Here is a 22,526-nt window from a genome sequence, read left to right as displayed (position 1 = left end):
GGATTGCGGATCAGCGCGCAGCCACGCTGTCCTTGTGTGGAAGGACAGCGCCGGGGGTTGGCCGTCGGTCTGAGGGCCGGCCCCTTTTCCTTTCAGCCGCGTTCCGGACCACGCGGCCACGCAGATATCACGCAGAAGTGCACAATTTCCGCCCCAAAGGCCGGCGGAAGTGATCTAGGCTGACTGAAGCCACGTAATCCCCCCGATAACATATCGGAGTGCCGGTCATGTCCTTTAGCGAAAAACGACAGCTCGTGCGGGCGGCCATGAAGGCCCCCTATCTCACCCGCGAAGAGGAACTGGAGCTCGCCTTCCGATGGCGGGACGACCGGGATGAAAAGGCGCTCGAGAAGCTGTCCCTCTCCCACATGCGCCTGGTGATCGCGGTTGCCTCGCGCTTCCGGAATTTCGGCCTGCCTCTGGGCGACCTGATCCAGGAAGGCCATGTCGGACTGCTGGAAGCCGCCGCCCGGTTCGAACCGGAACGGGAAGTGCGGTTCTCCACCTATGCCACATGGTGGATCCGGGCCTCGATCCAGGACTACATCCTGCGCAACTGGTCGATCGTGCGCGGCGGGACCTCCTCCACCCAGAAGGCGCTGTTCTTCAACCTGCGCAGGCTGCGGGCGAAACTCTCCAGCAGCCAGACCCCGCTCACCGACAGCGAACTGCATCGCAAGATCGCCGATGCCATCGGCGTCAAGCAGTCCGATGTGGCCCTGATGAATGCACGCCTGTCCGGACCGGACACCTCCCTGAACGCGCCGATCACCGACAGCGACGGCTCAAGCGCCGACCGGCAGGACTTCCTCGTCTCGGATGCGCCCCTGCCTGACGAGATCGTCACCGGAAACATTGACACGGAACGGCGCCACCGCTGGCTTTCCTCGGCCCTTGAAGTCCTGAGCGAACGGGAACTGAAGATCGTCCGCGAGCGGCGCCTGTCGGAAGAAGGCGCCACACTGGAGGCACTCGGCACGAAACTCGGCATTTCCAAGGAACGGGTCCGCCAGATCGAAAGCCGGGCAATGGAAAAGCTCAAGTCCGCCTTGCTGGCCGCCCAGCCGGACCAGGCTGTCTACAGCGCATTCTGATCCACTTGGACGGAACCCCGTGAAGGGGCGCGGAGGATCCGCGCTCAGGTCCTAGTCGACCACCAGCTTGACCGCCGTTCCCGCCGGAATCGGCTTGTCCGGCGCCAGATCGTTCAGGATCGAGAAGAACTCCAGACGCCGCGACGGCTCGACGCCACTCATGCCGATCGCCAGTTTGCGCGGCGTGTCCCCGGCCCTGGTCTTGACCACCTTGATCCGCAGAGACCGCAGCCGCGCCCGTTCCGTCGGGGTCAGTTGCGAGAAACTCTCGATCGTTTCGCGGAAATCATTGTCGAAGGTGTCATTCGGCGAGCGGCTGGCGAAAATGAACCGGTAACCGGTCCGGCCGATACGCAGCACCGCGATGCGGAACGACCAGCCCTGGGTGATCGCCGCGCCGGTCACTCCGGGCAAGCCGTTGATGGTGGTCTGGCGGACGCTTTCCGGCAGCAGCCCGTTGATCCAGCCCGACTTCATGTAGTCCACCAGGTCCGTATAGCCGCTGACATCGGCCCCGTCGAAGCGGATCGCCGTGCCGTCGCCGTTGCTGGCAAGCACCGCTTCCGGCGAGTTCTCAAGAATATAGCCCGCGGGAACCGTGAACCCGATGCCCAGCGCCTTGTGCAGGAACGAGCGGCCGCGCACGAATCCTTCCAGCGGATCGTCGCCGAACAGCATGCCGTCGATCTGGCTGAGATAACGGTCCCTGTCGCGCTCGCCGATCCCCGGCGCGCCGATCTGGCGGGCGGAGCGGACGGCGATCTGCAGCCGTTCCGGCGTCGAGGGATGCGAGGACAGGAAGTCCGGAGCGGGGGACGCGGACTTGTCCGCCGACTGATAGCGCGCGAAAGCCGCCATCGAGCGCAGGAACCTGGCCGCCGCATAGGGGTCGAAGCCCGCCTTGGCGAGGGTCTTGACGCCGATCGCGTCCGCTTCCAGTTCCTGCACCTGACTGAATCGGGCAAAGGACAGCTGCGAGGAAATGATCGCCTTGCGGGCTTCCTCGGAATCCTGAACCACGTCGGTGAGGATCCTGTTCGCCAGCTGCCTGGCTTCCGCCCTCTTCTGGCGCTTGATCGCGTGATTGGCGGTCACATGCGCCATCTCGTGGGAGAGCACCGCCGCGACTTCCGACGTGTCGTTCGCAAGCGCCAGCAGTCCGCGCGTCACATAGAGATACCCACCAGGCAGGGCAAAGGCGTTGATCGCCGGGGAATTTAGGATGGTGATCTTGTAGCTTTGCGAGGGATCTTCCGAGGCGGCCACAAGACGGCCGACCACGCTGGCAACGGCCCGCTCCGCGCCCGGATCGTTGTAAACGCCGCCATAGGTGGCCACCACGCGCGGATGTTCGCGCTCGCCGATATCGTTGGCAAGATTGGGGCGCAGGGTGCCTGGCACCACCGACCCCACGGTGGCACCGTCGCCCAGCAGCTGACAGGAGGTCACGGCAAGCGCCAGACCGCAGGCCACGGCGGTTCGCAGCCACAGGTACACACCCCGGCGGCCGGCGGTTTTCCGCGTCCCGACGAGAGACAGCTGACGGAATTCGGTTCCGGTCCTGGCCGCCACGTCCTGCCCTTTTGCTTCGGGATCGTCCCGCTTCCACGCCCTTTGCATGAAAGCGGAAAAGTTGATCGATTTCAAAATCTTGAGACGCCCTCGTCCTTGCTCAGTCAAGCGCGGGATGCTCCAGTACCACCAGTTGCTCCGGATGACGAAGCGCCATATGCGGGCCGTCCCGCGTCTGAATGAAACCACGCAGCTCGACGAACTTTCCCGCCAGATCCGCCACCGGCCGGCCCGAACGGCCGAGGGTCGCGTCGAAGATAGCCTCATCGGAGGTCTTCAGCGTGACCGTAAAGTCCGTTTTCCAGTATTTTCCGAAATTCAGATAGCGGGTGCTTTCCGTTTTTCCAAGGGAAACAACGCGCCCCCTGACGATCACATAGTCTCCGGTCTTCTCTTCAAGCAGGCCCGGCCTTGCGGCAGAATAGACAGGCGCGGCCGTCTTGTCTCCCCAAAGGCCGCGCTGTTCTCGGCGCGCCGCCGTTTCCGCCAGCCGCAGCAGGCCGGCACAGGCGCTGTCCGCCCGCTCGGGCGCGAAGACCGCCGCCCCGTCCATGAGCCGGGCAGCCTGCAGCATCTGTCCTTCGTCCCCGTTTCTCACGACGATCCAGGCCGGTATCAGGCCCCAGCGGTTCGGCGGACCGAGCGGCACCGCTTCGAGAACCGGGCCGGCATCGGCGGCCGTCACATCCGCCGCCTCCTCCTCCGGGTCCGGTCCGGAGGCCGGAAAATAGAGGTCGCTGGCAAAATAGCGCTGCCCTGCCGGATCGACATAGACCCCCTCTTCCGCCGGCCCTTCGATCTTCACGGGAACGGCGTCCGCCGGGACGCATGTTTCATGGGCGGCCCGCGCAAGCATCTGCGGATCGGCCTCCGTCGCCAGGGCGGACCGGGCCGCGAGCAAGGCTCCGGCAAGGCAGACGAGCCGGCGAAAGATCATCCGCCCGCAGCCACCGCCATTACCATCCATCGTTCCGTTGCCCAAGCGCCCGCTCGACACCCGCTGCCCTCTCAACCGATCCGCGAATTCAACCTGCCTGCCGTGCACTCACGACACGCAAACTGGTTGGCTGGCTCTTCCCTGACCCGCAATCGGTCCGCCGGGAAACCCTGCAGACCGGAAACGCCGGCGCGGAGACATCGTTCCGCGCGGCAGCAGAAAAGAGCCGTTTCAGGAAAGACTGCTAAGCAGCGATTAAGGCAAGCCGAAGACACGCCCGAAAAAAGCACTTCCGGCCGCCCCGCCCCGCGCGACAGCTTTCTTTGTCTCCCTGTGCCTGAGGGGTCGCAAAGAGAAACAAATCGTGCTAATCGACCGCTTCGGGGCCCCGTAGCTCAGCAGGATAGAGCATCAGATTCCTAATCTGAGGGTCACTGGTTCGAATCCAGTCGGGGTCACCATTTTTCCAGAGTCCATGCAAATCGTGACGGGTCACTTGTGACTTTGCACTCAGCCGCGTCGGCTGGATCGTGCGCCAGCGTTTGAAAGCTTGCGACTGGCTTGTCCCGCAAGGACTTCAAAACTCAATTGTGTCTCCGCCTCTGCCAGAAGCACAACCTCCGCGGCTGCACGCGCGTCCTCTTCCCCGTCATGATGCCTGAATTGGAGACCCAGATGGTTCTTGAGCGACTTCAGGCCATGGCCGCCGTTTCCCTTCAGCTCCGGCCACGCCCGGCGGGCAACAGTGACACTGTCACGCCAGTGCCAGTCCGGGGCGAAACAGCCATGCTGCGCGCAGGCCGCATTGACCGCGCTGCGGTCAAAGCTGCTGTGCTGGAAAACAGTATGCCCTGCAACCACCCGCGTAAGCACCGAGAGCACCTCCGGAAACCGGGGGGCACCGCGCACCGTTTCTTCGCAGATGCCGTGGACCCAGGTACATGTCCAGACCGACGTGCATGGATCGACGAAGGTCGACCAGGTAGCAATCGATCCGTCCCTGCCGACACAGGCAAGCCCCACCTGGCAAATCGAGGCGCGCTCGTTGTTTGCCGTTTCAACATCCAAGGCAAGGAAGCGAAACGGCCCCGTCGGCGGCGGCCTTCCGGCGCCTTGATCAGTGAACACAGACACGTCCTTTCCCTGCTGCGCAAATGCGCTCCCGCCTGCGTTCATACGCCGTTCGCTGCGCAACAGACAATCCCGGACGGCCGAGAAGATCTGCCATCGACCTGGAACGCTCCGTCAGCCGGCCGCAACAAATAAAATCGATTTCGCCGATCTGTGCAAAGCTCCGCTTCAGAAAATGCGTGCCGCCGGCATCGTAAACTGACGGGTCAAGCGTCGGGACGTAATCTTGCGTCTCAGGTTTCAGCAGCGGCAGCGCCTGAGGGGACGTAAATGAAGAAATTCATGTCGTCGCTCTCACGGCGATCGATCTGCCGCAGGAGAGCCGTGTCATGGCTGAACGACCAGGGTGCAATGGTACCGTCACCACAGGCCGGATCAATACTCCCGCAAGCGATTTCAGGGAGATCTTCCCAGCGGTTACGGTTCAGTGCACAGTCAAGGGATGTCAGGCTGCTTTTGGCAGGAATGAGATCTCATTCGCGGAACCCGCTGGGCGGATGCCACCGACAAAGCCTTCCGCTGACGCGCTGCCACCGGCAAACTGAATTGGATTTTCTTCAGTCGCACAGCGTCCGCCGCGGGCCCCTGTGCGCGGCCCGTCCGGTCCGGCCCGTTTTACGGCGTGACCGGCGTATGCAGCGTGGTGACGGGAACGCCCGAACTGGTGGTCGCACCGGCCAGTTCATGGTTGGGATTCACATGCCGGACTGCGGCAACGCCCACAATCACCAGTGCTACGACGGCGAGGCTCCAGTACTTCATCGTGATCACTCCTCTGAAATCATCGAATCGGCATTCGACTTTTGTCTATATTATACTTTAGGCGGACAAAACGCAACGAAAGGGTATGCCGCACCTGCGAAACACCCGCAAAACGTGCATCGCACGGTCCTCCGATTCGACATCCGGTGCTGAAGGCACGCAGGGGAAGTGCAGGGAAAAGGGCCGTATCACTCAGAGTCCTGACGCAATTCCACGCCGAGGATCCCCGGCACGGCGGCACGCGGTGAAGCCGCTCAGTCGCTCTTGGGCTTGCGGCGCTGGGCGGCCAGTTCTCTTGTATAGGCCGACAGGGCCTCGAGACTCACCGATGCCGCGGCACTGTCATGCGCCTCGAGCGCCGCTGCCAGGGCCTCGTGAAAGTCGGCGATCCGCTCCCGGTCGCGAAGACGGTAGACCAGCATGTTCATCAGCGGCTGCATGGCTTCGAAGGCGGCGGAAAGCTGGAATGCCAGCAGCGGATTTGCCGTCGCCCCGGCGATCACCGAATGAAAGGTGACATCCGAGGCGCAAAACGCCTCGTCGCTGGTCAGCGGATCGCGCTGACGGCTGATTTCCGCCCGCAGGTCGCCAAGCTGGGCATCGGTGCGATGCGCCGCGGCAAGCGGCAGGGCGGCGGATTCCAGCGCGAACCGCGCCTCGATCGCATCCTCCAGCGGAATATCGTTCATCCCGATCAGGAGCCGGGTGGTGGTGACCAGATTGTCCGTCGCCTCGGACCAGGTGATCCGGTTGACGAAGGCACCGCCCGCAGACCCGCGCTCGCTGCGGATCAGGTTCTGTGCCGCGAGCCGTTTCAGCGCTTCGCGGACCGTGGATCTGGAAACGCCGAAGCGTTCCGCCAGTTCCGCCTCGCTCGGCAGCCGCTCCTCGCCCGTGAGTCGTCCGTCCAGGATGGCGTTGCGGATGGCGTTGGCGATCTGAACCGACAGACCCTCTTTCTGAATCGTGTTGAACTCGATCGCCACAGTGCACTCCAGTTGCCGCCCGTCCGGTTATTCCCCGCAAGACCAGCGGACCTTCCGGAAACCCGTCGAAATTAGTCACCGGCCAGGGCGGGGTCAATCGCAAAGGTATAAATGTCTGACAATTAAATGTTTGACTTTTATCCGTTGCCGGAGCAGCGTTGGCACAACAAGGCATGACGCGCCCGGACGCCGACGGCGGCAGGCGCAAATCTGCGGGACCGGCCACAGGCGCCCAGGGCGCCGGGAACGGCCGGTCCGGGGAGGACGAGGTGAGGACACTTGCACGGTTGCTGCCGGGCCGCGGGGCACTGGCGTTGCTGTTTTTTGCCGCTGTTCTGACAGCCTGGAGCGCGCTCTTCGCCATGCAGGCCTTTCCGCCGGACGGGGCTTTTGCAAACCGGTCGGGCCTCGGCGCGCTTCTGTGGCTATGCTCGAACACGGTCGCCGCCACCGGCTATGGCACCAGCGTTCTGATGTGGGTGCTGATGTCCCTGGCAATGATGGCCCCCACGGCTTTCCCGGCTTTCCGCACCTATGCGGATCTGACCCATACGGCGGCCGCCAGCGGGTTTTCCCTGGCCGTTCTGGTTGCAGGCTATCTCACCGTCTGGCTGGGATTTTCCGTCGCCGCCGCCCTTCTTCAGGTCCGCCTGGCCTCCCTTGGCCTGATCGATCCGCTCGGCCGGTCGACCTCCCATCTGTTCAGCGGCGCCCTGCTTGCCGCCGCCGGGCTCTATCAGTTCAGCGCGCTGAAGGCCGCCTGCCTGAAAGCCTGCCAGAGCCCGATGGCGTTCTTCCTCACCCACTGGCAGCCGGGCAGCCCCGGCGCCTACAGGCTCGGCCTGCGGCTCGGGTCGGTCTGTCTCGGCTGCTGCTGGGCGCTCATGCTGCTGGCCTTCGTCGCGGGCACCATGAATCTCGCGATCATGGCCTTCGCCATGGTGCTGATGACCCTCGAAAAACTGCCGGAAATCGGCGCGAAAATAAACGCGCCGCTCGGTGTCTTCCTCATACTTGCAGGCACAACCGTGATTGTCCTGCCATTCCTGCCAAACTGACGCAAAGGAGAACTGCATGTCCGGCTGGGCCATTCGCGGGGAGTTGATCCTGAACTGCAACTGCACGGTTTTCTGCCCCTGCGTTGTCTCCCTCGGCCAGCACCCGCCCACGGAGGGCTACTGCCAGGCCTGGGCGGGGGTTCGCATCGACGAGGGCCATTACGAAGGCACGGATCTGTCCGGCCTCAATGTCGGCCTGGTTCTGGAGATCCCCGGTCTCATGGCACGCGGCAACTGGAAGGCCGCCGCCTATATCGACGAACGGGCCAGCGACGCAGCCTATGACGCCCTGATCAGGATTTTCTCCGGCCAGGCAAAGGGGACAACCGGCCTGTTCCGGGTTCTGGTCAGCGAATTCCTGGGAGCAGAACGGGCGCCGGTCTCCTATACCAACGAAGGCAAGAAGCGCCGGCTGATCGTCGGCAAGGCCATCAAGGGCGAGGTGGAGCCCGTCCGGGGCGGAAATCCCGACGAGGATATTGTCGTCACCAACACCGCCTACTGGATGGGACCGGATATAACCGTCGCCACCGCGACACAGGGCCGGGTGCGCGCCTATGGTCGTGTCTGGGATTTCGATGGCCGCAGCGCCGAAATCTGCCAGATCGACTGGGCCGGGCCGGCCGCCGAAGCGGCCGCTTGAGAGCCGGCCCGGCAGAAATCCGGGAAGGCAGAACCGCAACCGGAGACCACCTTGCCGCGTTCTCCAGGAAACACGGCCGAATTCAACCGGCCGGGAAGATCCAGATACCCGTTCTGCGCCGCCAGGCCAGGACATTGCGAGAGAAACCAACCAGCAGGACCCGCTCAAATGACCTTCAAAGCACTTATTGTCGACAAGGACGAGGACGGCAAGACACACGCCACCATCCAGGAAATCGAAGAGACCCGGCTGCCGGAAGCCAATGTGACCGTCGCGGTCGAATATTCGACGCTGAACTACAAGGACGGGCTGTGCCTCGGGCCGGGCGGCGGATTGGTGCGCAATTATCCGCACGTACCGGGAATCGATTTTGCCGGCACCGTCGAGGAATCCTCCGACAACTGGTACCAGCCCGGCGACAAGGTCGTGCTTACCGGCTGGCGGGTCGGCGAGGCCTGGTGGGGTGGCTATGCCCAGAAGGCCTGCGTCAAGGGCGAATGGCTCGTGCCCCTGCCCCAGGGACTGACCACACGCGACGCCATGGCGATCGGCACGGCGGGCTTTACCGCCATGCTCGCCATCATGGCACTTGAGGAACACGGCCTGAAGCCCGAAAACGGCCCGGTTCTGGTCACCGGCGCCGCGGGCGGCGTCGGCTCCGTCGCCACGGCGATCCTCTCCAATCTCGGCTATGAGGTCGCCGCCGTGACCGGGCGGGAAACCACCTGGGACTATCTCAAGTCGCTCGGCGCCAGCCGGATCGTCCCCCGTGACGATGTCAGTGAAACGGTCAAGCGGCCGCTGGAAAGCGAAACCTGGGCCGGCTGCATCGACGCGGTTGGCGGCTCCATGCTGGCGCGCATTCTCGGGCAGATGAAATACGGCGCCTCGGTTGCCGCCGTCGGACTTGCCGGCGGCGCGGCCCTGCCGGCAACCGTCATTCCCTTCCTGCTGCGCGGGGTCAATCTGCTCGGCATCGACAGCGTCATGAAACCCTATGACGCCCGCCTGAAGGCCTGGGAGCGTCTCGCGAAGGACCTGCCGATGGACAAGCTCGAAGCCGTCATCCAGACCGCCACCCTGGAAGACCTGCCGAAGCTCGGGGCCGATATCCTGAAAGGACAGGTGAGAGGCCGGGTTGTCGTCGATGTGAACGCCTGATCCGCCGGGGCGGCCGCGTTCAGGGGTCAGTTGCCGAACCGCCGGCCGCCTCGGCATCCAGGTCTCCACCGCGCAAACGCATCGGGTCGCATGCCGGAAGCGGTCATTCTCTTAGGAATCCGGTTGCATTCGGCGGAAAGCTCCCATATAAGCGCCCGGTCCAGAGTCGTCCGGCTCGTCGTGGGCCGGTTTTCTGCATCCCGATGCAGGCCGTTTCCCGCGACAGACCAAGGGCATGCCGTGTCGGCTCTGAATGCACCAACTAAAGAGTGGCCGCTTTGACGCGGTCGCACAAACGAAAGGATGCAAAATGCCCAAGCTGAAGACCAAGTCAGGCGCCAAGAAGCGCTTCAAGTTGACTGCGACCGGCAAGGTGAAAACCGCGCAGGCCGGCAAGCGTCATGGCATGATCAAGCGCTCGACCAAGTTCATCCGCAACGCCCGTGGCACCACCACGCTGAGCGCCCAGGATGCCAAGGTCGTGAAGCAGTTCCTGCCCTACGCATAACGCCAGCCCCGAAGGAGACTACCTAGATGTCACGCGTCAAACGGGGCGTAACCGCCCACGCTCGCCACAAGAAAGTTCTCAAGGCTGCCAAAGGTTATTATGGCCGTCGCAAGAACACCATCCGCATTGCCAAGCAGGCCGTCGAGAAGGCAGGACAATACGCCTACCGCGACCGCAAGGCCAAGAAGCGCAACTTCCGTTCGCTCTGGATCCAGCGCATCAACGCCGCAACGCGTCAGCACGGCATGACCTACGGCCGCTTCATCAACGGTCTGACCAAGGCCGGCATCGAAGTTGACCGCAAGATTCTGTCAGACCTCGCCATCAATCAGCCGGATGCCTTCAAGGTTCTGGTCGATCAGGCAGAGGGCGCTCTGGCCGCATAAGGTTTTCCGGCCCGTCCGGATTGAAGGAAACGCGGTCCCCCGGGGCCGCGTTTTTGTTTGTCTGCCCGCCTATCGCCCCGGCGGACGGAACGGTAGATAACCGACCATGACACAGCCCCTGATTGCAGGCCGGGCAATTTCTTTTTCATTGCACTCGCCTCGAATTGAAGCCTAACTTGTCGCTTCAGCTGGACTCTGACGCCACGTCAGAATCCGAATGAAAACACAGGGGAGGCTGGAGCCATGCAGTTCGTGGAATCGTTTTTCGCACTGATCGGCGATTTAACCTGGGGATGGGCACTCATCCCGTTTCTTGTCGTCATCGGCATCTTTTTCACGGTGGTCACCGGCTTCGTCCAGATCCGGTTTTTCCTGCGCATGTTCCGGGTCCTGTCCTCCAGAAACCAGTCCGGTGATCCCAATGCGATTTCCGCGCGTGAGGCCCTTCTCCTGTCCGTCGGTGGCCGCGTCGGCGGCGGCAACATCGCCGGTGTCGCTGTCGCGATCACACTCGGCGGACCGGGCGCTGTCTTCTGGATGTGGGCCATTGCCCTTGTCGGGATGGCGACCAGCCTGATCGAATGTTCTCTGGCCCAGCTTTACAAGCGCTCGGCGGGAGACGGCACCTATCATGGCGGCCCCGCCCGCTCTATCCTCTACGGACTGGGCAAGCAGTACAAGTGGCTGGCCATTCTGTACGCGGTCTGCCTGATCGCTTCCTTCGCGCTCGGGTTCAATGCCTTTCAGGGCAACACCGTTGCAGGCGCCGTTGAGGAAAGCATCGGCGTCGGACGCCTGTGGACGGGAATTGCGCTCACCGCCATCACCGGCCTGATCATTTTCGGCGGCATTCACCGCATCGCCAAGGTGGCCGATGTCGTCGTGCCCGTCATGGCAATCGGCTATATCGCCATGGCCCTCATCATCATTCTCCTGAACATTACCGAAATTCCGGCGGTCCTCTACACGATCGTCGCCAACGCCTTCGGCCTGGAGGAGGCTGTCGGTGGTGGCATGGGAGCGGCGATCGCACAGGGGTTGCGCCGGGGCCTGTTCTCCAACGAGGCCGGTCTCGGGTCCGCCCCGAACGTCGCAGCCACCGCCGAGGTGCGCCACCCCGTCAGCCAGGGGATCACCCAGTCCTTTTCGGTGTTCATCGACACCATGATCATCTGCACCTGTACGGCAATGATCATCCTGATGGGCGATGTCTATACGCCGGGCGCCGAAGGTGTCGACGGCATCGTGCTGACCCAGCAGTCGCTGGTCTCCCATCTGGGCGAATGGACCAGCTATTTCCTGGCGGCGGCGATCCTGCTCTTCGCGTTCAGTTCCATCATCTACAACTACTATCTCGGCGAAAACGCCCTGAGTTCCATGACCGGAAACACTGCGGCGCCGCTGGTCCTGCGGATCGTGGTCATGGGAGTCGTCTTTCTGGGCGCGACGGCACCGAACGCCACCTCCGTGTTCTTCTTCTCCGACCCGCTGATGGGCATCCTGGCCATGGTGAACCTCCTGGCCCTGATGATGCTGTTCCCCACCGCCAAGCGGATTCTGGACGATTTCAAGGGACAGCTCCGGGACGGCATCTCCCGCCCCGTTCTGGATCCGGACAAGTTCGCGGATCTGGATCTCGACCGCTCGGCCTGGACCGGCAAGGCCCCCGACTGAGCCGGCCTGAACACCGATACGAATTGCAAAAGCGCGGCTTCGGCCGCGCTTTTCTTTCGGGCAACTTTGTGATCCCTTGAAAAGACCCTTCAGCAACTGAAAAGGCGACCTCGATGCCCATTTCCCCAAAACAGGTCAGCGTCATGCGGGGCATGCTGTCCGCCCTGGCCGTTTCCGCGCTTGTCCTGGGTGCGGCAGCATGGCTGATCCCGGAAACCTGGCTGCCCGCAGACACGGCATCCGCCAGGATGGCGCTGGCCGCCCGGTCGACCCTGTTCGCCGCTTTCTGGTTGCTGGCGACAATCGGCATCCTGGCCCGGCACCGTTTCTTCACACCCGCGGACATTGACGGCAGCGGCCTGACCACTGGAACGGACATGGCGCGGATTTACCAGGCGGTCCTGCAGAACACCCTGGAACAGACCGTTCTGGCGGGATTTGTATACGCCAGCTTCGCGGCCCTCGCCCCGGACCGGATGCTGGGAGCCCTTCCCGTTGCCGCAGTCCTTTTCTGGCTGGGACGGGCGCTGTTCTGGCACGGATATGCAAAGGGCGCCGGGGCCAGGGCTTTCGGCTTCGCGCTGACCTTCTACCCGACGGTCATGCTGTTCGCGGCAACCGTCATCCTGGCGTTCTGAGGGCATCACCCGGGCCCCGGCCGATCCGGGCGAAGCCGGGTTCCGCCGGCCCGGTCCCTCTCTTTTCCCCGCTCCCCACAGCACCCGTCCGATTTTGGGGCGGTCTGTTAACTATTTTTGCGCGGAATGTCCGGTTTCTGCGGACAAAAGGTTAACAGACGTATAACGTGGCACGCTGATTGCGACGTTTCAGGCATGGCCGCTCAATGCGTGTCAATCTGAAACAATGAGGCGTTGAAACGTGCGAGTGAACCCGGTTACCTCTGCAGACCGTGCCAATGTGAGGCGCAGACGTCCCTCTAAGGGAGAGACGGAGAGCGAGCAACGGCCGGACGTTTCCTCCTGTCTTCCGGTTCCCGTTCAGCCGGTTCTGGAGCAGGAACAGGCGGCATTTTCATCGCGCTATTACCCGAATTCGATTTTTCTCGCCCATCTGATCGCCACCCGTGACGGCGATCCGCAGACGCGGACCTTCAGACGGACGGAACCCCTGCGCGGTGTCGACAGCTATCGTGCCACCGCCGCCCTGCCGCGCCAGCGTGCCGCGGGTTTTCTGCTCAAGACCGAGCGTTGACCCGATTGCGGAAAGCGGAAATATCCGCGTTGATCCGCCCTCGGCTTGCATCCGCGCCCCGTGATATCTGCCTGTTTGTGACAGGCAACACAGTTTCCTTCTGCCGCACCGCTTAAGCTCCTTGTCAGTTCCGGGGCTTTCCCGGACTCCGAAAGATTGGCCACGGACTGGTCCGCCACGGAGCTCGAAATGCAAGTAACACCCGTTTCCGCAATCCATTCCCTGCGCATCCGGCAAAAGCCGGTCGCCCCGTCAGGCCGGGACAGGACATCGACGACCGCAGCCCGCTTCCGCGAGATCGACGCGCTCCCCGCGCATGTGGCTTCAGCCGCCCTGCAGCGAGACGCCCATCACGGTGCTCATTCAGAATACGCCACACAGCTTCTGGCAGGCCGCGATACCATTGCCGAAACCCCTCTGGAACGGCAGCAGCATCTGGCACAATATGCCACGGCGGCCGAGGACGGGCGGACGTTCCATTCCTGGTCCGTATCGGTGTGACATCCCGGTCCTGAAGAATCTCCGCACTCGCGCACCCACAGGATCGAACCCCGGGCCGGTCTAGTCCTCGATCCTCAGGAAGCCGGCCAGGCCGGTTTTCTGGTGTTCGATCACGTGGCAATGGAACGCCCAGTCGCCGGGATTGTCGGCGACCAGGGCGACGTCCATCGTTTCCTGCGATTGAAGCAGGGCGGTATCGGTCACCAGCGGCGGCAGGTCACGCTTGTTGGAGCGCAGCAGCTTGAACGAAACGCCGTGCAGATGAATCGGATGGTCGTTCGGGGTCTCGTTGCGCAACCGCAATATGTAGGACTTTCCCAGTTTCAGCCGCGCCAGCGGATCGAAGGGTCCGGGCAGATCCCCGGGCCAGGCGACCCGGTTGATCGACCAGAACGTATAGCCGAGCGATCCGCACAGGCTCGCTTGCGGCGCATCCCCTTCCGGCGACCAGCCGAAGACGAATTCCAGCAGCTCCGCATTCTCAAGATCGGGTTCGGCAAACGGATTCGGCCGCAACGGCTTCAGTTCCCGCAGATCCCGATGCAGGCTGGCCCCCTTCGGCCGGAACCGCGCCAGCTGCTTTGGCCCGCTCGGCCGGTTCAGCACCAGACGCACCTCCTCACCCTCATCGTCCGGAACCCGCAGGGCCACATCGGCCCGTTGACCGGGGGCAAGCATCACGCCGGAGGCCGGCAGCGGCACGGGAAGGGGATGGGAATCGAGTGCGATCACCCGAGCCTCGGCCCCGGCGATCTCATAGGATCCCACACGGGTGACATCGGTCACCGCCAGCCGCAGCCGAACGAGACTGCCCGCCTCCAGTTCATAGACGGGGTCTGACTGCCAGTTCACCGTCGAGACGGTACCATAGGTCCCGCCACGGGCGGCATTGCGGGGCTTGAAGAAATCGATGAACTGGCCGTCTCCGCCCAGGCGGAAGTCGCGGATGTTCATGGGCAGGTCCCGGTCGAATCCCGGATCTTCCGCTTCCTCGACGACAAGAACGCCCGTCAGCCCCCTGGCCATCTGCTCCAGCGTGTTGCAATGGGGATGATACCAGAAGGTTCCCGCATCCGGCGGCGTGAAGGCGTAGCGAAACGTCTGTCCGGCTTCGATGGGATATTGCGTCAGATAGGGCACACCATCCATCCGGTTGGCGATCCTCAGCCCGTGCCAGTGCACCACCGAGGCCTCCTGAAGCGCATTCGTGACGTCGATCGTCGTTTTCTCGCCCTGGCGGAACCGCAACACCGGCGGCGGACCGTCCGCGGCAAAGCTCATCATGCCGCGGGTAAGGGCATCCGGCAGGATGCGGTGATCGAGACCGGCAAGGGTCAGAACGTGATCGGCGGCCTGCGCCGTACCGGCGGCAAGGCTTCCGGCAGCGAAAGCGGCAACGCTTGCCGCGCTGCCAAGCAGTATTTCTCGCCTCGAGGGACCGGGCATCTTGAGACCTCATGTCATGCGGGCGCGTCCGGCGGCAATGAACACCCGGCGTCCGGATTTCTCAAGGATCAAATTGACGCGGCCTCGCACGGGTGGCCGGCCGGTCCCGGTCAGCACGTGCCGGGATCAGTACCCGGCCGCGTGCCCGTCCTTGCGCGGATCGGACCCGGCGGTCAGCAGCCCTCGGGTACGGTCGATCATGATCGCCTGGCTGCCGCCGATCGGCTCATGCGCGGGCACGACGGAATGGCCCAATGCTCTCAGACCGTCGAGCGTCGCGGAGGGAATCCGGTTCTCCGCCTGCAGCTCATGGCTGTCCATGTCGTAGAACATGCGCGGAAAATCGATCGCCGCCTGCACATCCATGCCGTAATCGATGATGTTGGTCAGTACATGGGCGTGGCCGCAGGCCTGATACTGGCCGCCCATCACGCCGAAGGACAGCCATGGGGCGCCGTCCTTGAGGACCATCGCGGGAATGATCGTGTGCAGCGGCCGCTTGCCGCCGTCGATGGAATTCGGATGTCCCGGCTCCGCCTTGAAGGATTTCCCCCGGCAATGCAGCAGGACACCGCTCTCCGGAGCAAGGATACCGCTGCCGAAGCTGCTGAACAGCGAGTTGATGAAGGAAACCGCCAGACCATTCCGGTCCACCACCGTCAGATAGACCGTGTCGGTCTGCGGTGCCAGATGGGCATGCGGCACGGACGTCATCCGTCCGCTGGTGGAGATCTGCTTGGCGAGCCGGTCGAGATAATCTTCGCCGATCAGATGGGAATGGCAGACGTCCATGTAACCGGGATCGGTGACGAATCTGTCGCGCACCCCATAGGCGATCCGGGCCGCCTCCATCTCCAGATGGAAGCGTTCCGCACCGGCGGGATCCAGGCTCTCCAGATCGAACCGCTCCAGCAGCCCGAGCATGATCAGCGCGACGATTCCCTGACCATTGGGCGGCAATTCCGCAACCGTATGGCCCTTGTAGTCGCGCAGTACCGGCGAAACCGCCGTCGTATGGCAGGCGGCCAGATCGTCCGTGGTCATCAGTCCGCCCCGGGCGCGAAGGGCGTCGACGATATCCTCGGCAACGTCACCGCCATAGAAGGCATCGGCGCCGCCTTCGGCGATCTTTTCCAGCGTATCGGCCAGGCGCGGATATTTCAGGATCGTTCCGGTTCCGGGCGCTTTGCCGCCGACCAGATATGTGGCGGCCGTCACCGGATCACCGGCAAGTTTTTCGACTTCGCCGGCCCAGTCGTGGGCAACACGCGGGGCAACCGGAAAACCTTCACGGGCATAGTGGATGGCGCGGCTGAGCAGGGACCTGAAATCACGCGTTCCATGAGCCTTGAGCAGCGTGTCCCACGCCCGGATGGCCCCGGGCACGGTCACCGCATGCGGCGAGCTGTCGGTGATCTGCGAGACCCCGAGTTCGGCAAGCTTCTGGGGGGTCGCCGCCCGCGGCGCCGCACCCGAGCCGTTGAAGCCGGTCAGACCGCCGTCGGGTTCCATCACGATGGCGAAACAATCGCCGCCAATCCCGGTCATATGCGGCTCGACGACACATTGGACCGCAACAGCGGCAATGGCCGCGTCAACCGCGTTTCCGCCGCCCTGAAGAACTTCAAGCGCAGCACTTGTCGCCAGGGGATGCGAAGTCGACGCCATGGCTTCCCGCGCATGAACCGCAGAGCGGCCCGGTGCCTGAAAATCGCGAATCACTGAATTCCTCCCGCCGATCTTTTCCGTTTTGCACTAATTGCTTGTCGGCGAATACGCCTTTGCGACAACACCGGGTTCTGATAGCAAACCCGCATTGCGGCAGCACCTTAAGGAGAAGCGGCGAAATGCGCAAACTCACACTTTCCACAGCAGAGACCATTACGACCGCCGCGCTTGAAAAAGCCGCGGAGCTCAACCTGAAGCCGATGACGGTTGCGGTTCTGGACGCCGGCGGTCACACGATTTTGCTCAAGCGCCAGGACGGTTCCTCGATCATGCGGCCGCAGATCGCCACCGGCAAGGCGATCGGTGCGCTGGCGGTGGGCACCGGAACCAGATGGCTGAATGCCAACGCGGAGTCCCGGCCCCATTTCGTCAACGCCCTGAACGGCGTCTCCGGCGGCGCGATCGTGCCGGTGCCCGGCGGGGTATTGATCAGGAATGCGGAGAATGAAACCCTCGGCGCCGTCGGCATCACCGGCGACAGTTCCGACAATGACGAGACCTGCGCGGTGGCGGGCATCGAGGCGGCGAAACTGGTTCCGGACTGCGGTTGAAGGCTCCCCTGCATGCGGCGGCCCCTCAGGGCGCCGTCTCGCGCTGACAGGCGGGGAACGTCCGGCGAACGCCGGATTGCCTTCGCCCGTCACCGGAGCCGCATGGGACCGGCCGTCCCGGCGTGACCCGGCACAAGGTCCGGGAGCAACGTCACATTGGTGTCGGGACCTGTCCGCTTTCCGGACGCCTCAAGGCTTGTCGGAAAGCTGATTGATCTTCTTCTGCATTTCCTCGAGCTGGCGCTTCATGTCGTCCAGGTCCGACGGATCCGCCTTGCCGGACTTTGCCTCACCGGCCGTCGCCCCGGCGGAAGTCCCGCCCTCGCCGGTGGGAAACGGCATGAACATCTTCATCGCCCGCTCGAACATTTCCGTATTGCGTTTGACCTGGTCCTCGATGGCGTCGAAGGCGGTGGCGCCGAACGCCTCGCTCATCTGGCCGCGCAGCTTTTCCTGCTCCTTGGTCAGGGAGGTCATCGAATACTCCAGAAAGCTCGGCACGAGCCCCTGCATGCTGTCGCCGTAAAAGCGGATCAGCTGGCGCAGGAATGTGACCGGGAGCAGGTTCTGGCCCTTGCCTTCCTGTTCGAAAATGATCTGGGTCAGGACGGAGCGGGTGATGTCATCGCCGCTCTTCGCATCGAAGACGATAAAATCCTCTTCCCCCTTCACCATCACCGCCAGATCCTCAAGCGTCACATAGGTGCTGGTGCCCGTGTTGTACAGCCGCCTGTTGGCGTATTTCTTGATGATTGTCGGCTCGCTGGTTTTGGCCATTCGTCACTTCCGCCTGTCAGCCTTACGGCTCGTTTCCCATTTGACGACAAGGCCTTCGCCGTACTGCCGTCACCTCCGTTCCTGAGACTAAGCCAATCATGTCGGATCGTGCCACTCTTTTTATGGACGCCACCAAAAGGATGATGCCGCAAATGCCAAATCCGCTTCCGGAATAAGGGGTGATACGGTTGACACGACGACCGCTGCGGTTGTCTAGTCCATCCATCGTCAAGAGCCGCAAAGTGCCGGAGAGCCACCGCTATTCTACGGTTGATCGGCCGCAAGTCCTGGAGAGTATGATGAGCGCTTCCACCGATATTGTCATTGTCAGCGCGACCCGAACGCCTGTCGGGTCCTTCAATGGAGCTTTTGCCAACACACCGGCGCATGATCTTGGCGCCCTCGTCATGAAGGCCGCCATGGAAAAGGCCGGTGTCGAGCCCGGCGAAATCGATGAAGTGGTCTTCGGCCAGGTGCTGACCGCCGGACAGGGCCAGAACCCGGCCCGCCAGGCCGCCATCCATGCCGGCCTCCCCGACAGCGCCACCGCCTGGACGCTCAATCAGGTCTGCGGGTCCGGCCTGCGCACCGTCGCCATCGCCGCACAACAGATCATTGCCGGAGACGCAACGATCATGCTGGCCGGCGGCCAGGAAAACATGTCGCTCTCGCCCCACTGCGCCTATATGCGCGCAGGCTACAAGATGGGCGATTTCAAGATGATCGACACCATGATCAAGGACGGTCTCTGGGATGCCTTCAACGGCTACCATATGGGTCAGACCGCCGAGAATGTCGCCGAGAAATGGCAGATCAGCCGCGAGCAGCAGGACGCATTCGCCGTCGCCTCGCAGAACAAGGCCGAAGCCGCGCAGAAGGCGGGCAGGTTCAAGGACGAGATCACACCGGTCACCGTCAAGGAACGCAAGTCCGAGCGTGTGGTCGAGGACGACGAATATATCCGTCACGGTACCACGCTCGAAAGCGTTGCCAAGCTGCGCCCGGCCTTCACCAAGGAAGGCTCCGTCACTGCGGGCAATGCCTCGGGCATCAACGACGGCGCCGCCGCTCTCATCGTCATGAGCGCGGCGGAAGCGGAAAAGCGCGGCCTGACCCCGCTCGCCCGCATCGCCTCCTGGGCAACCGCCGGCGTCGATCCGTCCATCATGGGCACCGGCCCGATCCCCTCTTCCCGCAAGGCCCTGGAAAAGGCCGGCTGGTCCGCCGCCGATCTCGACCTGGTCGAGGCCAACGAAGCCTTCGCCGCGCAGGCCTGCGCCGTCAACAAGGACATGGGCTGGAACCCGGACATCGTCAACGTCAACGGCGGCGCGATCGCCATCGGCCATCCGATCGGGGCCTCCGGCGCACGCGTTCTCACCACCTTGCTCCACGAGATGGTCAAGCGGGACGCCAGGAAAGGCCTCGCCACCCTGTGCATCGGTGGCGGCATGGGTGTCGCCATGTGCCTGGAACGCTGATCGCGCATCTTGATATGAATCATGGCCGCAATGTGCCGGCCATGATTCAAGACAGGAACGCCGGGCAACACCTGACCGTCAGACGCAAGCCGTTTTTTCACGAACGCGGACAGGCAGCCCGAAAGGTCTAAAGCCGATCAACTTTTCCATTTTCATGTGGCTGCACAGGAAAACAGGTTGGTCAGAGAGCCCGCAGGGGCCGGAACCGGAACTTGAGGAGGAAGGTGCATGAGCAAGGTCGCATTGGTCACGGGTGGGACACGGGGTATCGGCGAAGCGATTTCGCGCGGCCTCAAGGACGCAGGATACACTGTGGCGGCCACCTACGCCGGCAACACGGAAAAAGCGGAGGCCTTCAAGGCCGAAACCGGAATCCACGTCTACAAATGGGATGTCTGCGACCCTGAAGCCTGCGCCGCCGGCGTGGCCCGGGTGGAAGAGGAACTCGGCCCGGTGGCAGTGCTCGTCAACAATGCCGGCATCACCCGGGACGGCATGTTCCACAAGATGGATTTCGAACAGTGGCGCGCGGTGCTGTCCACCAACCTCGACAGCATGTTCACCATGACCCATCCGGTGATCAACGGGATGCGCGGTCGCAGCGCGGGACGCATCATCAACATCTCGTCCATCAACGGCCAGAAGGGCCAGATGGGCCAGACCAACTATTCCGCCGCCAAGGCCGGCGTCATCGGCTTCACCAAGGCGCTGGCGCAGGAAAATGCCTTCAAGGGCATTACCTGCAACTGCATCTGTCCGGGTTACATCAACACCGACATGGTTGCCGCCATGCCGGAAAAGGTGCTGGAATCGATTGTTTCCAACATTCCGGTCGGCCGTCTCGGCCATCCGGAGGAAATCGCCCAGACCGTCGTCTATCTCGCGTCGGACAGCGCCGCCTTCATGACCGGCGCCGTCATCACCATCAATGGCGGCCAGTACATCGCCAACGGCTGACCGGCACCGAACGGACATCTTGCGAGGGCGCCCCGTTCGGGCGCCCTTTTTCATGAGCGCCGCCCCCGTCCATCGGCCGGAAAGACGATCATCCCGGTGCGCCTGCAGCCGGAACGCTTGACCCCGGCACCTGGCATCCCCTATGTCCGTGGCATGACAACCCAGCAGCGGGATGAACACCGACATGGAATTCGAACACGGCCCGAACGATCCGACGCGCAAGGAATTGTCGCCGCTCCTGAAGCTGGCGCTGGAGCTCGGTCCGCTCGGCGTGTTCTTCCTATTCAATGCCAGGGGCGAGCAGATCGCGGCAGCATTTCCCGCACTGCAGGCCGTCGGCAAGCCGATCTTTCTGGCGACCGCCGCCTTCATGGTGGCGATCACCGTCTCGCTTGTGGTGTCGCTGTGGCTGACCCGGCGCCTGCCGATCATGCCGCTGGTGTCCGGCGTCGTTGTGCTTGTCTTCGGCGCCCTGACCCTGTGGCTGCACGATGATCTGTTCATCAAGCTGAAGCCGACCATCGTCAATTGCCTGTTCGGCACCATCCTCCTCGGCGGCCTGCTGTTCGGCAAGGCCCTCCTCGGCTACGTCTTCGACAGCGCCTTCCAGTTGACCGACGAAGGCTGGCGCAAGCTGACTTTCCGCTGGGGCATTTTCTTTTTCGTACTCGCCGCGATCAATGAGATCGTCTGGCGCAGCTTCTCGACCGATTTCTGGGTCAGCTTCAAGGTTTTCGGCATCATGCCGATCACCCTTGTCTTCACCCTCACCCAGTTGCCGCTGATCCAGAAGCATGCCCTCCCGGACAAATCCGGCGACGCCTGAAGCCCCCGCTCCTGATGCCGATTTTCGACTGAACTTCAACACCCGGTCCGCAATGGCGCATCGCGCCGGGACCGGAACGGTCAGTGCATGTCCCCGTGCCCGAAGGAAACGTCCCGGCGGGCTCCGGTGATGGAGATCGAAAAGCCGGCAATCACGTCGATCAGGGCAATCGCCATCAGGATGAAGAACAGGGATGTCGCGGCCTGTTGCACCACCAGGAACTCCACCAGATAGGCGACGAAGACCAGCACCGAGAACATATGGTCCAGAAGCGCCGTCGTGCCGATGCGCGTGGCTTTCAGGATCTCGATAAACAGAAAGAACAGGCCGCCAGTGATGAGAAGATCGCTGGCCAGAAGTTCGAAGCTGGTGCCCGAAACCATCGCGATGGTAATTACCGGCTGTGCCCAGAAGCCCGGATCCGCCGCTCCCGCCGTGAAGGCCAGGGCGTTGTAGATCAGAAACGAGAACAGCGTGAAAGGAATGGCGGAGAAAAGGCGCATGGAGCGGCTCCCGGTATGAACGGACCCGGATCGGGTGGAACGCAGTGAGCTGACACGATCTTCGAGACCGGTTCAAGGCACGCCCGCGCATGAAGTCTGTCGCGTATGAGCGGAGTCACGAGATCGGGCGGTTTTCCTGAATTCAGTTCAACGCAGCACGCTTCGGGAGCAATCGGCTGCGGTTGGCGGAGCCGCAACCGGAATCGAAAAAAGACCGGCCTGTTGAAACGGGCCAGCCTCAATTCTGTTTTGCCATGCGGCGATCCTGCCCGAAAGCAGAGGAAGAGGCTTTAGGCCTCTTCTTTTGCGGTCAGGATCTGACGGCCCCGGTACATGCCGGTCTTCAGGTCAACGTGATGCGGGCGGCGAAGTTCGCCCGAATCCTTGTCCTCGACATAGGTCGGCTGCTTCAGGGCGTCCGTGGAACGGCGAAAACCGCGCTTGGAGCGCGACGTTTTTCTCTTTGGAACGGCCATCTTATTTTTCTCCGTGGTCCATAACCGCGCGGCCCGGACCGGGTTAGCCCGGGGCGTGGTAGCACGCAACGTGTTGGAATGGGCGGCGTTATACAGGCAACTCCGGTGTTTTGCCACCCCAAACAGGAAAAATTCTTTTTCGCTGGAAAACAAGCC

Annotated in this window: 24 protein-coding genes and 1 tRNA gene; 15 read left to right on the top strand and 10 right to left on the bottom strand. The window is 62.9% G+C overall.

Going from position 1 to position 22,526, the window contains the following annotated elements; translation table 11 throughout:
- Positions 1–227: 227 nt before the first annotated feature.
- Positions 228–1,094, top strand: coding sequence for an RNA polymerase factor sigma-32 (locus DCO57_RS13085; protein ID WP_116699456.1), 867 nt, complete (start codon positions 228–230; stop codon positions 1,092–1,094).
- Between the two features lie 51 nt (positions 1,095–1,145).
- Here DCO57_RS13085 and DCO57_RS13080 read toward each other — a convergent pair whose 3' ends face one another.
- Positions 1,146–2,774 (bottom strand): M48 family metalloprotease, encoded by a 1,629-nt coding sequence (locus tag DCO57_RS13080; RefSeq protein WP_244287938.1) that lies wholly within the window; start codon positions 2,772–2,774, stop codon positions 1,146–1,148.
- Positions 2,767–3,633, bottom strand: coding sequence for a hypothetical protein (locus DCO57_RS13075; protein WP_133192669.1), 867 nt, complete (start codon positions 3,631–3,633; stop codon positions 2,767–2,769). Before DCO57_RS13075 ends, DCO57_RS13080 begins: the two co-directional genes overlap by 8 nt.
- 354 nt (positions 3,634–3,987) lie before the next feature.
- Here DCO57_RS13075 and DCO57_RS13070 point away from each other — a divergent pair.
- Positions 3,988–4,064, top strand: a tRNA-Arg gene (locus DCO57_RS13070).
- A gap of 49 nt (positions 4,065–4,113) precedes the next feature.
- Here DCO57_RS13070 and DCO57_RS13065 read toward each other — a convergent pair.
- The 3 genes from DCO57_RS13065 to DCO57_RS13060 all read right to left on the bottom strand — a co-directional run bounded on the left by DCO57_RS13065 (position 4,114) and on the right by DCO57_RS13060 (position 6,482).
- Positions 4,114–4,731: an exonuclease domain-containing protein gene (locus tag DCO57_RS13065; protein WP_244287937.1), complete on the bottom strand. Its 618-nt coding sequence runs from the start codon at positions 4,729–4,731 to the stop codon at positions 4,114–4,116.
- Between the two features lie 618 nt (positions 4,732–5,349).
- Entirely contained in the window at positions 5,350–5,496 is a 147-nt protein-coding gene (locus DCO57_RS23535; RefSeq protein WP_165814734.1) for a hypothetical protein, read from the bottom strand.
- Between the two features lie 254 nt (positions 5,497–5,750).
- A complete protein-coding gene (locus tag DCO57_RS13060; protein ID WP_116699352.1) occupies positions 5,751–6,482 on the bottom strand; it encodes a GntR family transcriptional regulator in 732 nt (243 codons plus the stop codon).
- A gap of 173 nt (positions 6,483–6,655) precedes the next feature.
- Between DCO57_RS13060 and DCO57_RS13055 the strand changes: the two genes are divergently transcribed.
- The 9 genes from DCO57_RS13055 (at position 6,656) to DCO57_RS13015 (ending at position 13,625) form a co-directional block, all read left to right on the top strand.
- Positions 6,656–7,540 carry a DUF2182 domain-containing protein gene (locus DCO57_RS13055; protein WP_116699351.1) on the top strand — a complete coding sequence of 295 codons (885 nt, stop codon included), beginning with the start codon at positions 6,656–6,658 and terminating at the stop codon, positions 7,538–7,540.
- A 16-nt stretch (positions 7,541–7,556) separates the two neighbouring features.
- Entirely contained in the window at positions 7,557–8,183 is a 627-nt protein-coding gene (locus DCO57_RS13050; RefSeq protein WP_116699350.1) for a DUF1326 domain-containing protein, read from the top strand.
- Positions 8,184–8,351: 168 nt separating this feature from the next.
- Positions 8,352–9,344 carry an MDR family oxidoreductase gene (locus DCO57_RS13045; protein ID WP_116699349.1) on the top strand — a complete coding sequence of 331 codons (993 nt, stop codon included), beginning with the start codon at positions 8,352–8,354 and terminating at the stop codon, positions 9,342–9,344.
- Between the two features lie 310 nt (positions 9,345–9,654).
- Entirely contained in the window at positions 9,655–9,852 is a 198-nt protein-coding gene (gene rpmI, locus DCO57_RS13040) for a 50S ribosomal protein L35 (RefSeq protein WP_103221755.1), read from the top strand.
- A gap of 26 nt (positions 9,853–9,878) precedes the next feature.
- Positions 9,879–10,238 carry a 50S ribosomal protein L20 gene (gene rplT, locus DCO57_RS13035; RefSeq protein ID WP_116699348.1) on the top strand — a complete coding sequence of 120 codons (360 nt, stop codon included), beginning with the start codon at positions 9,879–9,881 and terminating at the stop codon, positions 10,236–10,238.
- Between the two features lie 243 nt (positions 10,239–10,481).
- Positions 10,482–11,912, top strand: coding sequence for an alanine/glycine:cation symporter family protein (locus tag DCO57_RS13030; protein ID WP_116699347.1), 1,431 nt, complete (start codon positions 10,482–10,484; stop codon positions 11,910–11,912).
- 113 nt (positions 11,913–12,025) lie between these two features.
- Positions 12,026–12,550, top strand: a complete 525-nt coding sequence (locus DCO57_RS13025) for an MAPEG family protein (RefSeq protein WP_208977935.1) — start codon at positions 12,026–12,028, stop codon at positions 12,548–12,550.
- 280 nt (positions 12,551–12,830) lie between these two features.
- Entirely contained in the window at positions 12,831–13,124 is a 294-nt protein-coding gene (locus DCO57_RS13020; protein ID WP_116699453.1) for a hypothetical protein, read from the top strand.
- A 189-nt stretch (positions 13,125–13,313) separates the two neighbouring features.
- Complete coding sequence (locus tag DCO57_RS13015) at positions 13,314–13,625, top strand: hypothetical protein (protein WP_133192668.1); 312 nt, start codon at positions 13,314–13,316, stop codon at positions 13,623–13,625.
- Between the two features lie 60 nt (positions 13,626–13,685).
- Here DCO57_RS13015 and DCO57_RS13010 read toward each other — a convergent pair whose 3' ends face one another.
- Positions 13,686–15,071: a multicopper oxidase family protein gene (locus DCO57_RS13010; RefSeq protein ID WP_116699345.1), complete on the bottom strand. Its 1,386-nt coding sequence runs from the start codon at positions 15,069–15,071 to the stop codon at positions 13,686–13,688.
- A gap of 126 nt (positions 15,072–15,197) precedes the next feature.
- A complete protein-coding gene (gene ggt, locus DCO57_RS13005) occupies positions 15,198–16,793 on the bottom strand; it encodes a gamma-glutamyltransferase (protein ID WP_116699344.1) in 1,596 nt (531 codons plus the stop codon).
- Between the two features lie 125 nt (positions 16,794–16,918).
- Here ggt and DCO57_RS13000 point away from each other — a divergent pair, with 125 nt between their 5' ends.
- Positions 16,919–17,350, top strand: a complete 432-nt coding sequence (locus DCO57_RS13000) for a heme-binding protein (protein ID WP_116699343.1) — start codon at positions 16,919–16,921, stop codon at positions 17,348–17,350.
- Positions 17,351–17,539: 189 nt separating this feature from the next.
- On the opposite strand, the gene phaR is transcribed toward DCO57_RS13000, so the two are convergent.
- The gene (phaR, locus tag DCO57_RS12995; RefSeq protein ID WP_116699342.1) at positions 17,540–18,127 is read right to left on the bottom strand and encodes a polyhydroxyalkanoate synthesis repressor PhaR; all 588 of its coding nucleotides are present in this window, start codon (positions 18,125–18,127) and stop codon (positions 17,540–17,542) included.
- Between the two features lie 299 nt (positions 18,128–18,426).
- On the opposite strand from phaR, the gene DCO57_RS12990 reads away from it, so the two are divergent.
- From DCO57_RS12990 to DCO57_RS12980, 3 genes are all read left to right on the top strand, one after another.
- Positions 18,427–19,608, top strand: coding sequence for an acetyl-CoA C-acetyltransferase (locus tag DCO57_RS12990; RefSeq protein ID WP_116699341.1), 1,182 nt, complete (start codon positions 18,427–18,429; stop codon positions 19,606–19,608).
- Positions 19,609–19,836: 228 nt separating this feature from the next.
- On the top strand, positions 19,837–20,565 hold the full coding sequence (gene phbB / locus DCO57_RS12985) for an acetoacetyl-CoA reductase (protein WP_116699340.1): 729 nt from the start codon (positions 19,837–19,839) through the stop codon (positions 20,563–20,565).
- A gap of 184 nt (positions 20,566–20,749) precedes the next feature.
- Positions 20,750–21,391, top strand: a complete 642-nt coding sequence (locus DCO57_RS12980) for a septation protein A (RefSeq protein WP_116699452.1) — start codon at positions 20,750–20,752, stop codon at positions 21,389–21,391.
- Between the two features lie 80 nt (positions 21,392–21,471).
- Here the strand turns inward: DCO57_RS12980 and DCO57_RS12975 are convergent, their stop codons facing one another.
- Together DCO57_RS12975 and rpmF are read right to left on the bottom strand one after the other, a co-directional pair.
- Complete coding sequence (locus DCO57_RS12975; RefSeq protein ID WP_116699339.1) at positions 21,472–21,894, bottom strand: hypothetical protein; 423 nt, start codon at positions 21,892–21,894, stop codon at positions 21,472–21,474.
- 290 nt (positions 21,895–22,184) lie between these two features.
- Positions 22,185–22,370, bottom strand: a complete 186-nt coding sequence (gene rpmF, locus DCO57_RS12970) for a 50S ribosomal protein L32 (RefSeq protein ID WP_068408258.1) — start codon at positions 22,368–22,370, stop codon at positions 22,185–22,187.
- Positions 22,371–22,526: the final 156 nt, after the last annotated feature.

It is taken from the genome of Labrenzia sp. 011, assembly GCF_003075075.1.
Classification (GTDB): domain Bacteria; phylum Pseudomonadota; class Alphaproteobacteria; order Rhizobiales; family Stappiaceae; genus Roseibium.
The sequence above is the reverse complement of the archived record's forward strand: the minus strand, read 5'-3'. Positions and strand labels throughout refer to the sequence as shown.

Bases quoted from the DNA above. Each gene is read 5' to 3' on its own strand.
- DCO57_RS13050 (WP_116699350.1), top strand. From the start codon at position 7,557: ATGTCCGGCTGGGCCATTCGCGGGGAGTTGATCCTGAACTGCAACTGC.
- DCO57_RS13025 (WP_208977935.1), top strand. From the start codon at position 12,026: ATGCCCATTTCCCCAAAACAGGTCAGCGTCATGCGGGGCATGCTGTCC.
- DCO57_RS13085 (WP_116699456.1), top strand. From the start codon at position 228: ATGTCCTTTAGCGAAAAACGACAGCTCGTGCGGGCGGCCATGAAGGCC.
- DCO57_RS13075 (WP_133192669.1), bottom strand. From the start codon at position 3,633: ATGGATGGTAATGGCGGTGGCTGCGGGCGGATGATCTTTCGCCGGCTC.
- DCO57_RS13030 (WP_116699347.1), top strand. From the start codon at position 10,482: ATGCAGTTCGTGGAATCGTTTTTCGCACTGATCGGCGATTTAACCTGG.
- phaR (WP_116699342.1), bottom strand. From the start codon at position 18,127: ATGGCCAAAACCAGCGAGCCGACAATCATCAAGAAATACGCCAACAGG.
- DCO57_RS12975 (WP_116699339.1), bottom strand. From the start codon at position 21,894: ATGCGCCTTTTCTCCGCCATTCCTTTCACGCTGTTCTCGTTTCTGATC.
- DCO57_RS13055 (WP_116699351.1), top strand. From the start codon at position 6,656: ATGACGCGCCCGGACGCCGACGGCGGCAGGCGCAAATCTGCGGGACCG.
- phbB (WP_116699340.1), top strand. From the start codon at position 19,837: ATGAGCAAGGTCGCATTGGTCACGGGTGGGACACGGGGTATCGGCGAA.
- rpmF (WP_068408258.1), bottom strand. From the start codon at position 22,370: ATGGCCGTTCCAAAGAGAAAAACGTCGCGCTCCAAGCGCGGTTTTCGC.
- rplT (WP_116699348.1), top strand. From the start codon at position 9,879: ATGTCACGCGTCAAACGGGGCGTAACCGCCCACGCTCGCCACAAGAAA.
- DCO57_RS12990 (WP_116699341.1), top strand. From the start codon at position 18,427: ATGAGCGCTTCCACCGATATTGTCATTGTCAGCGCGACCCGAACGCCT.
- DCO57_RS13015 (WP_133192668.1), top strand. From the start codon at position 13,314: ATGCAAGTAACACCCGTTTCCGCAATCCATTCCCTGCGCATCCGGCAA.
- DCO57_RS12980 (WP_116699452.1), top strand. From the start codon at position 20,750: ATGGAATTCGAACACGGCCCGAACGATCCGACGCGCAAGGAATTGTCG.
- DCO57_RS13045 (WP_116699349.1), top strand. From the start codon at position 8,352: ATGACCTTCAAAGCACTTATTGTCGACAAGGACGAGGACGGCAAGACA.
- rpmI (WP_103221755.1), top strand. From the start codon at position 9,655: ATGCCCAAGCTGAAGACCAAGTCAGGCGCCAAGAAGCGCTTCAAGTTG.
- DCO57_RS13000 (WP_116699343.1), top strand. From the start codon at position 16,919: ATGCGCAAACTCACACTTTCCACAGCAGAGACCATTACGACCGCCGCG.
- DCO57_RS23535 (WP_165814734.1), bottom strand. From the start codon at position 5,496: ATGAAGTACTGGAGCCTCGCCGTCGTAGCACTGGTGATTGTGGGCGTT.
- DCO57_RS13010 (WP_116699345.1), bottom strand. From the start codon at position 15,071: ATGCCCGGTCCCTCGAGGCGAGAAATACTGCTTGGCAGCGCGGCAAGC.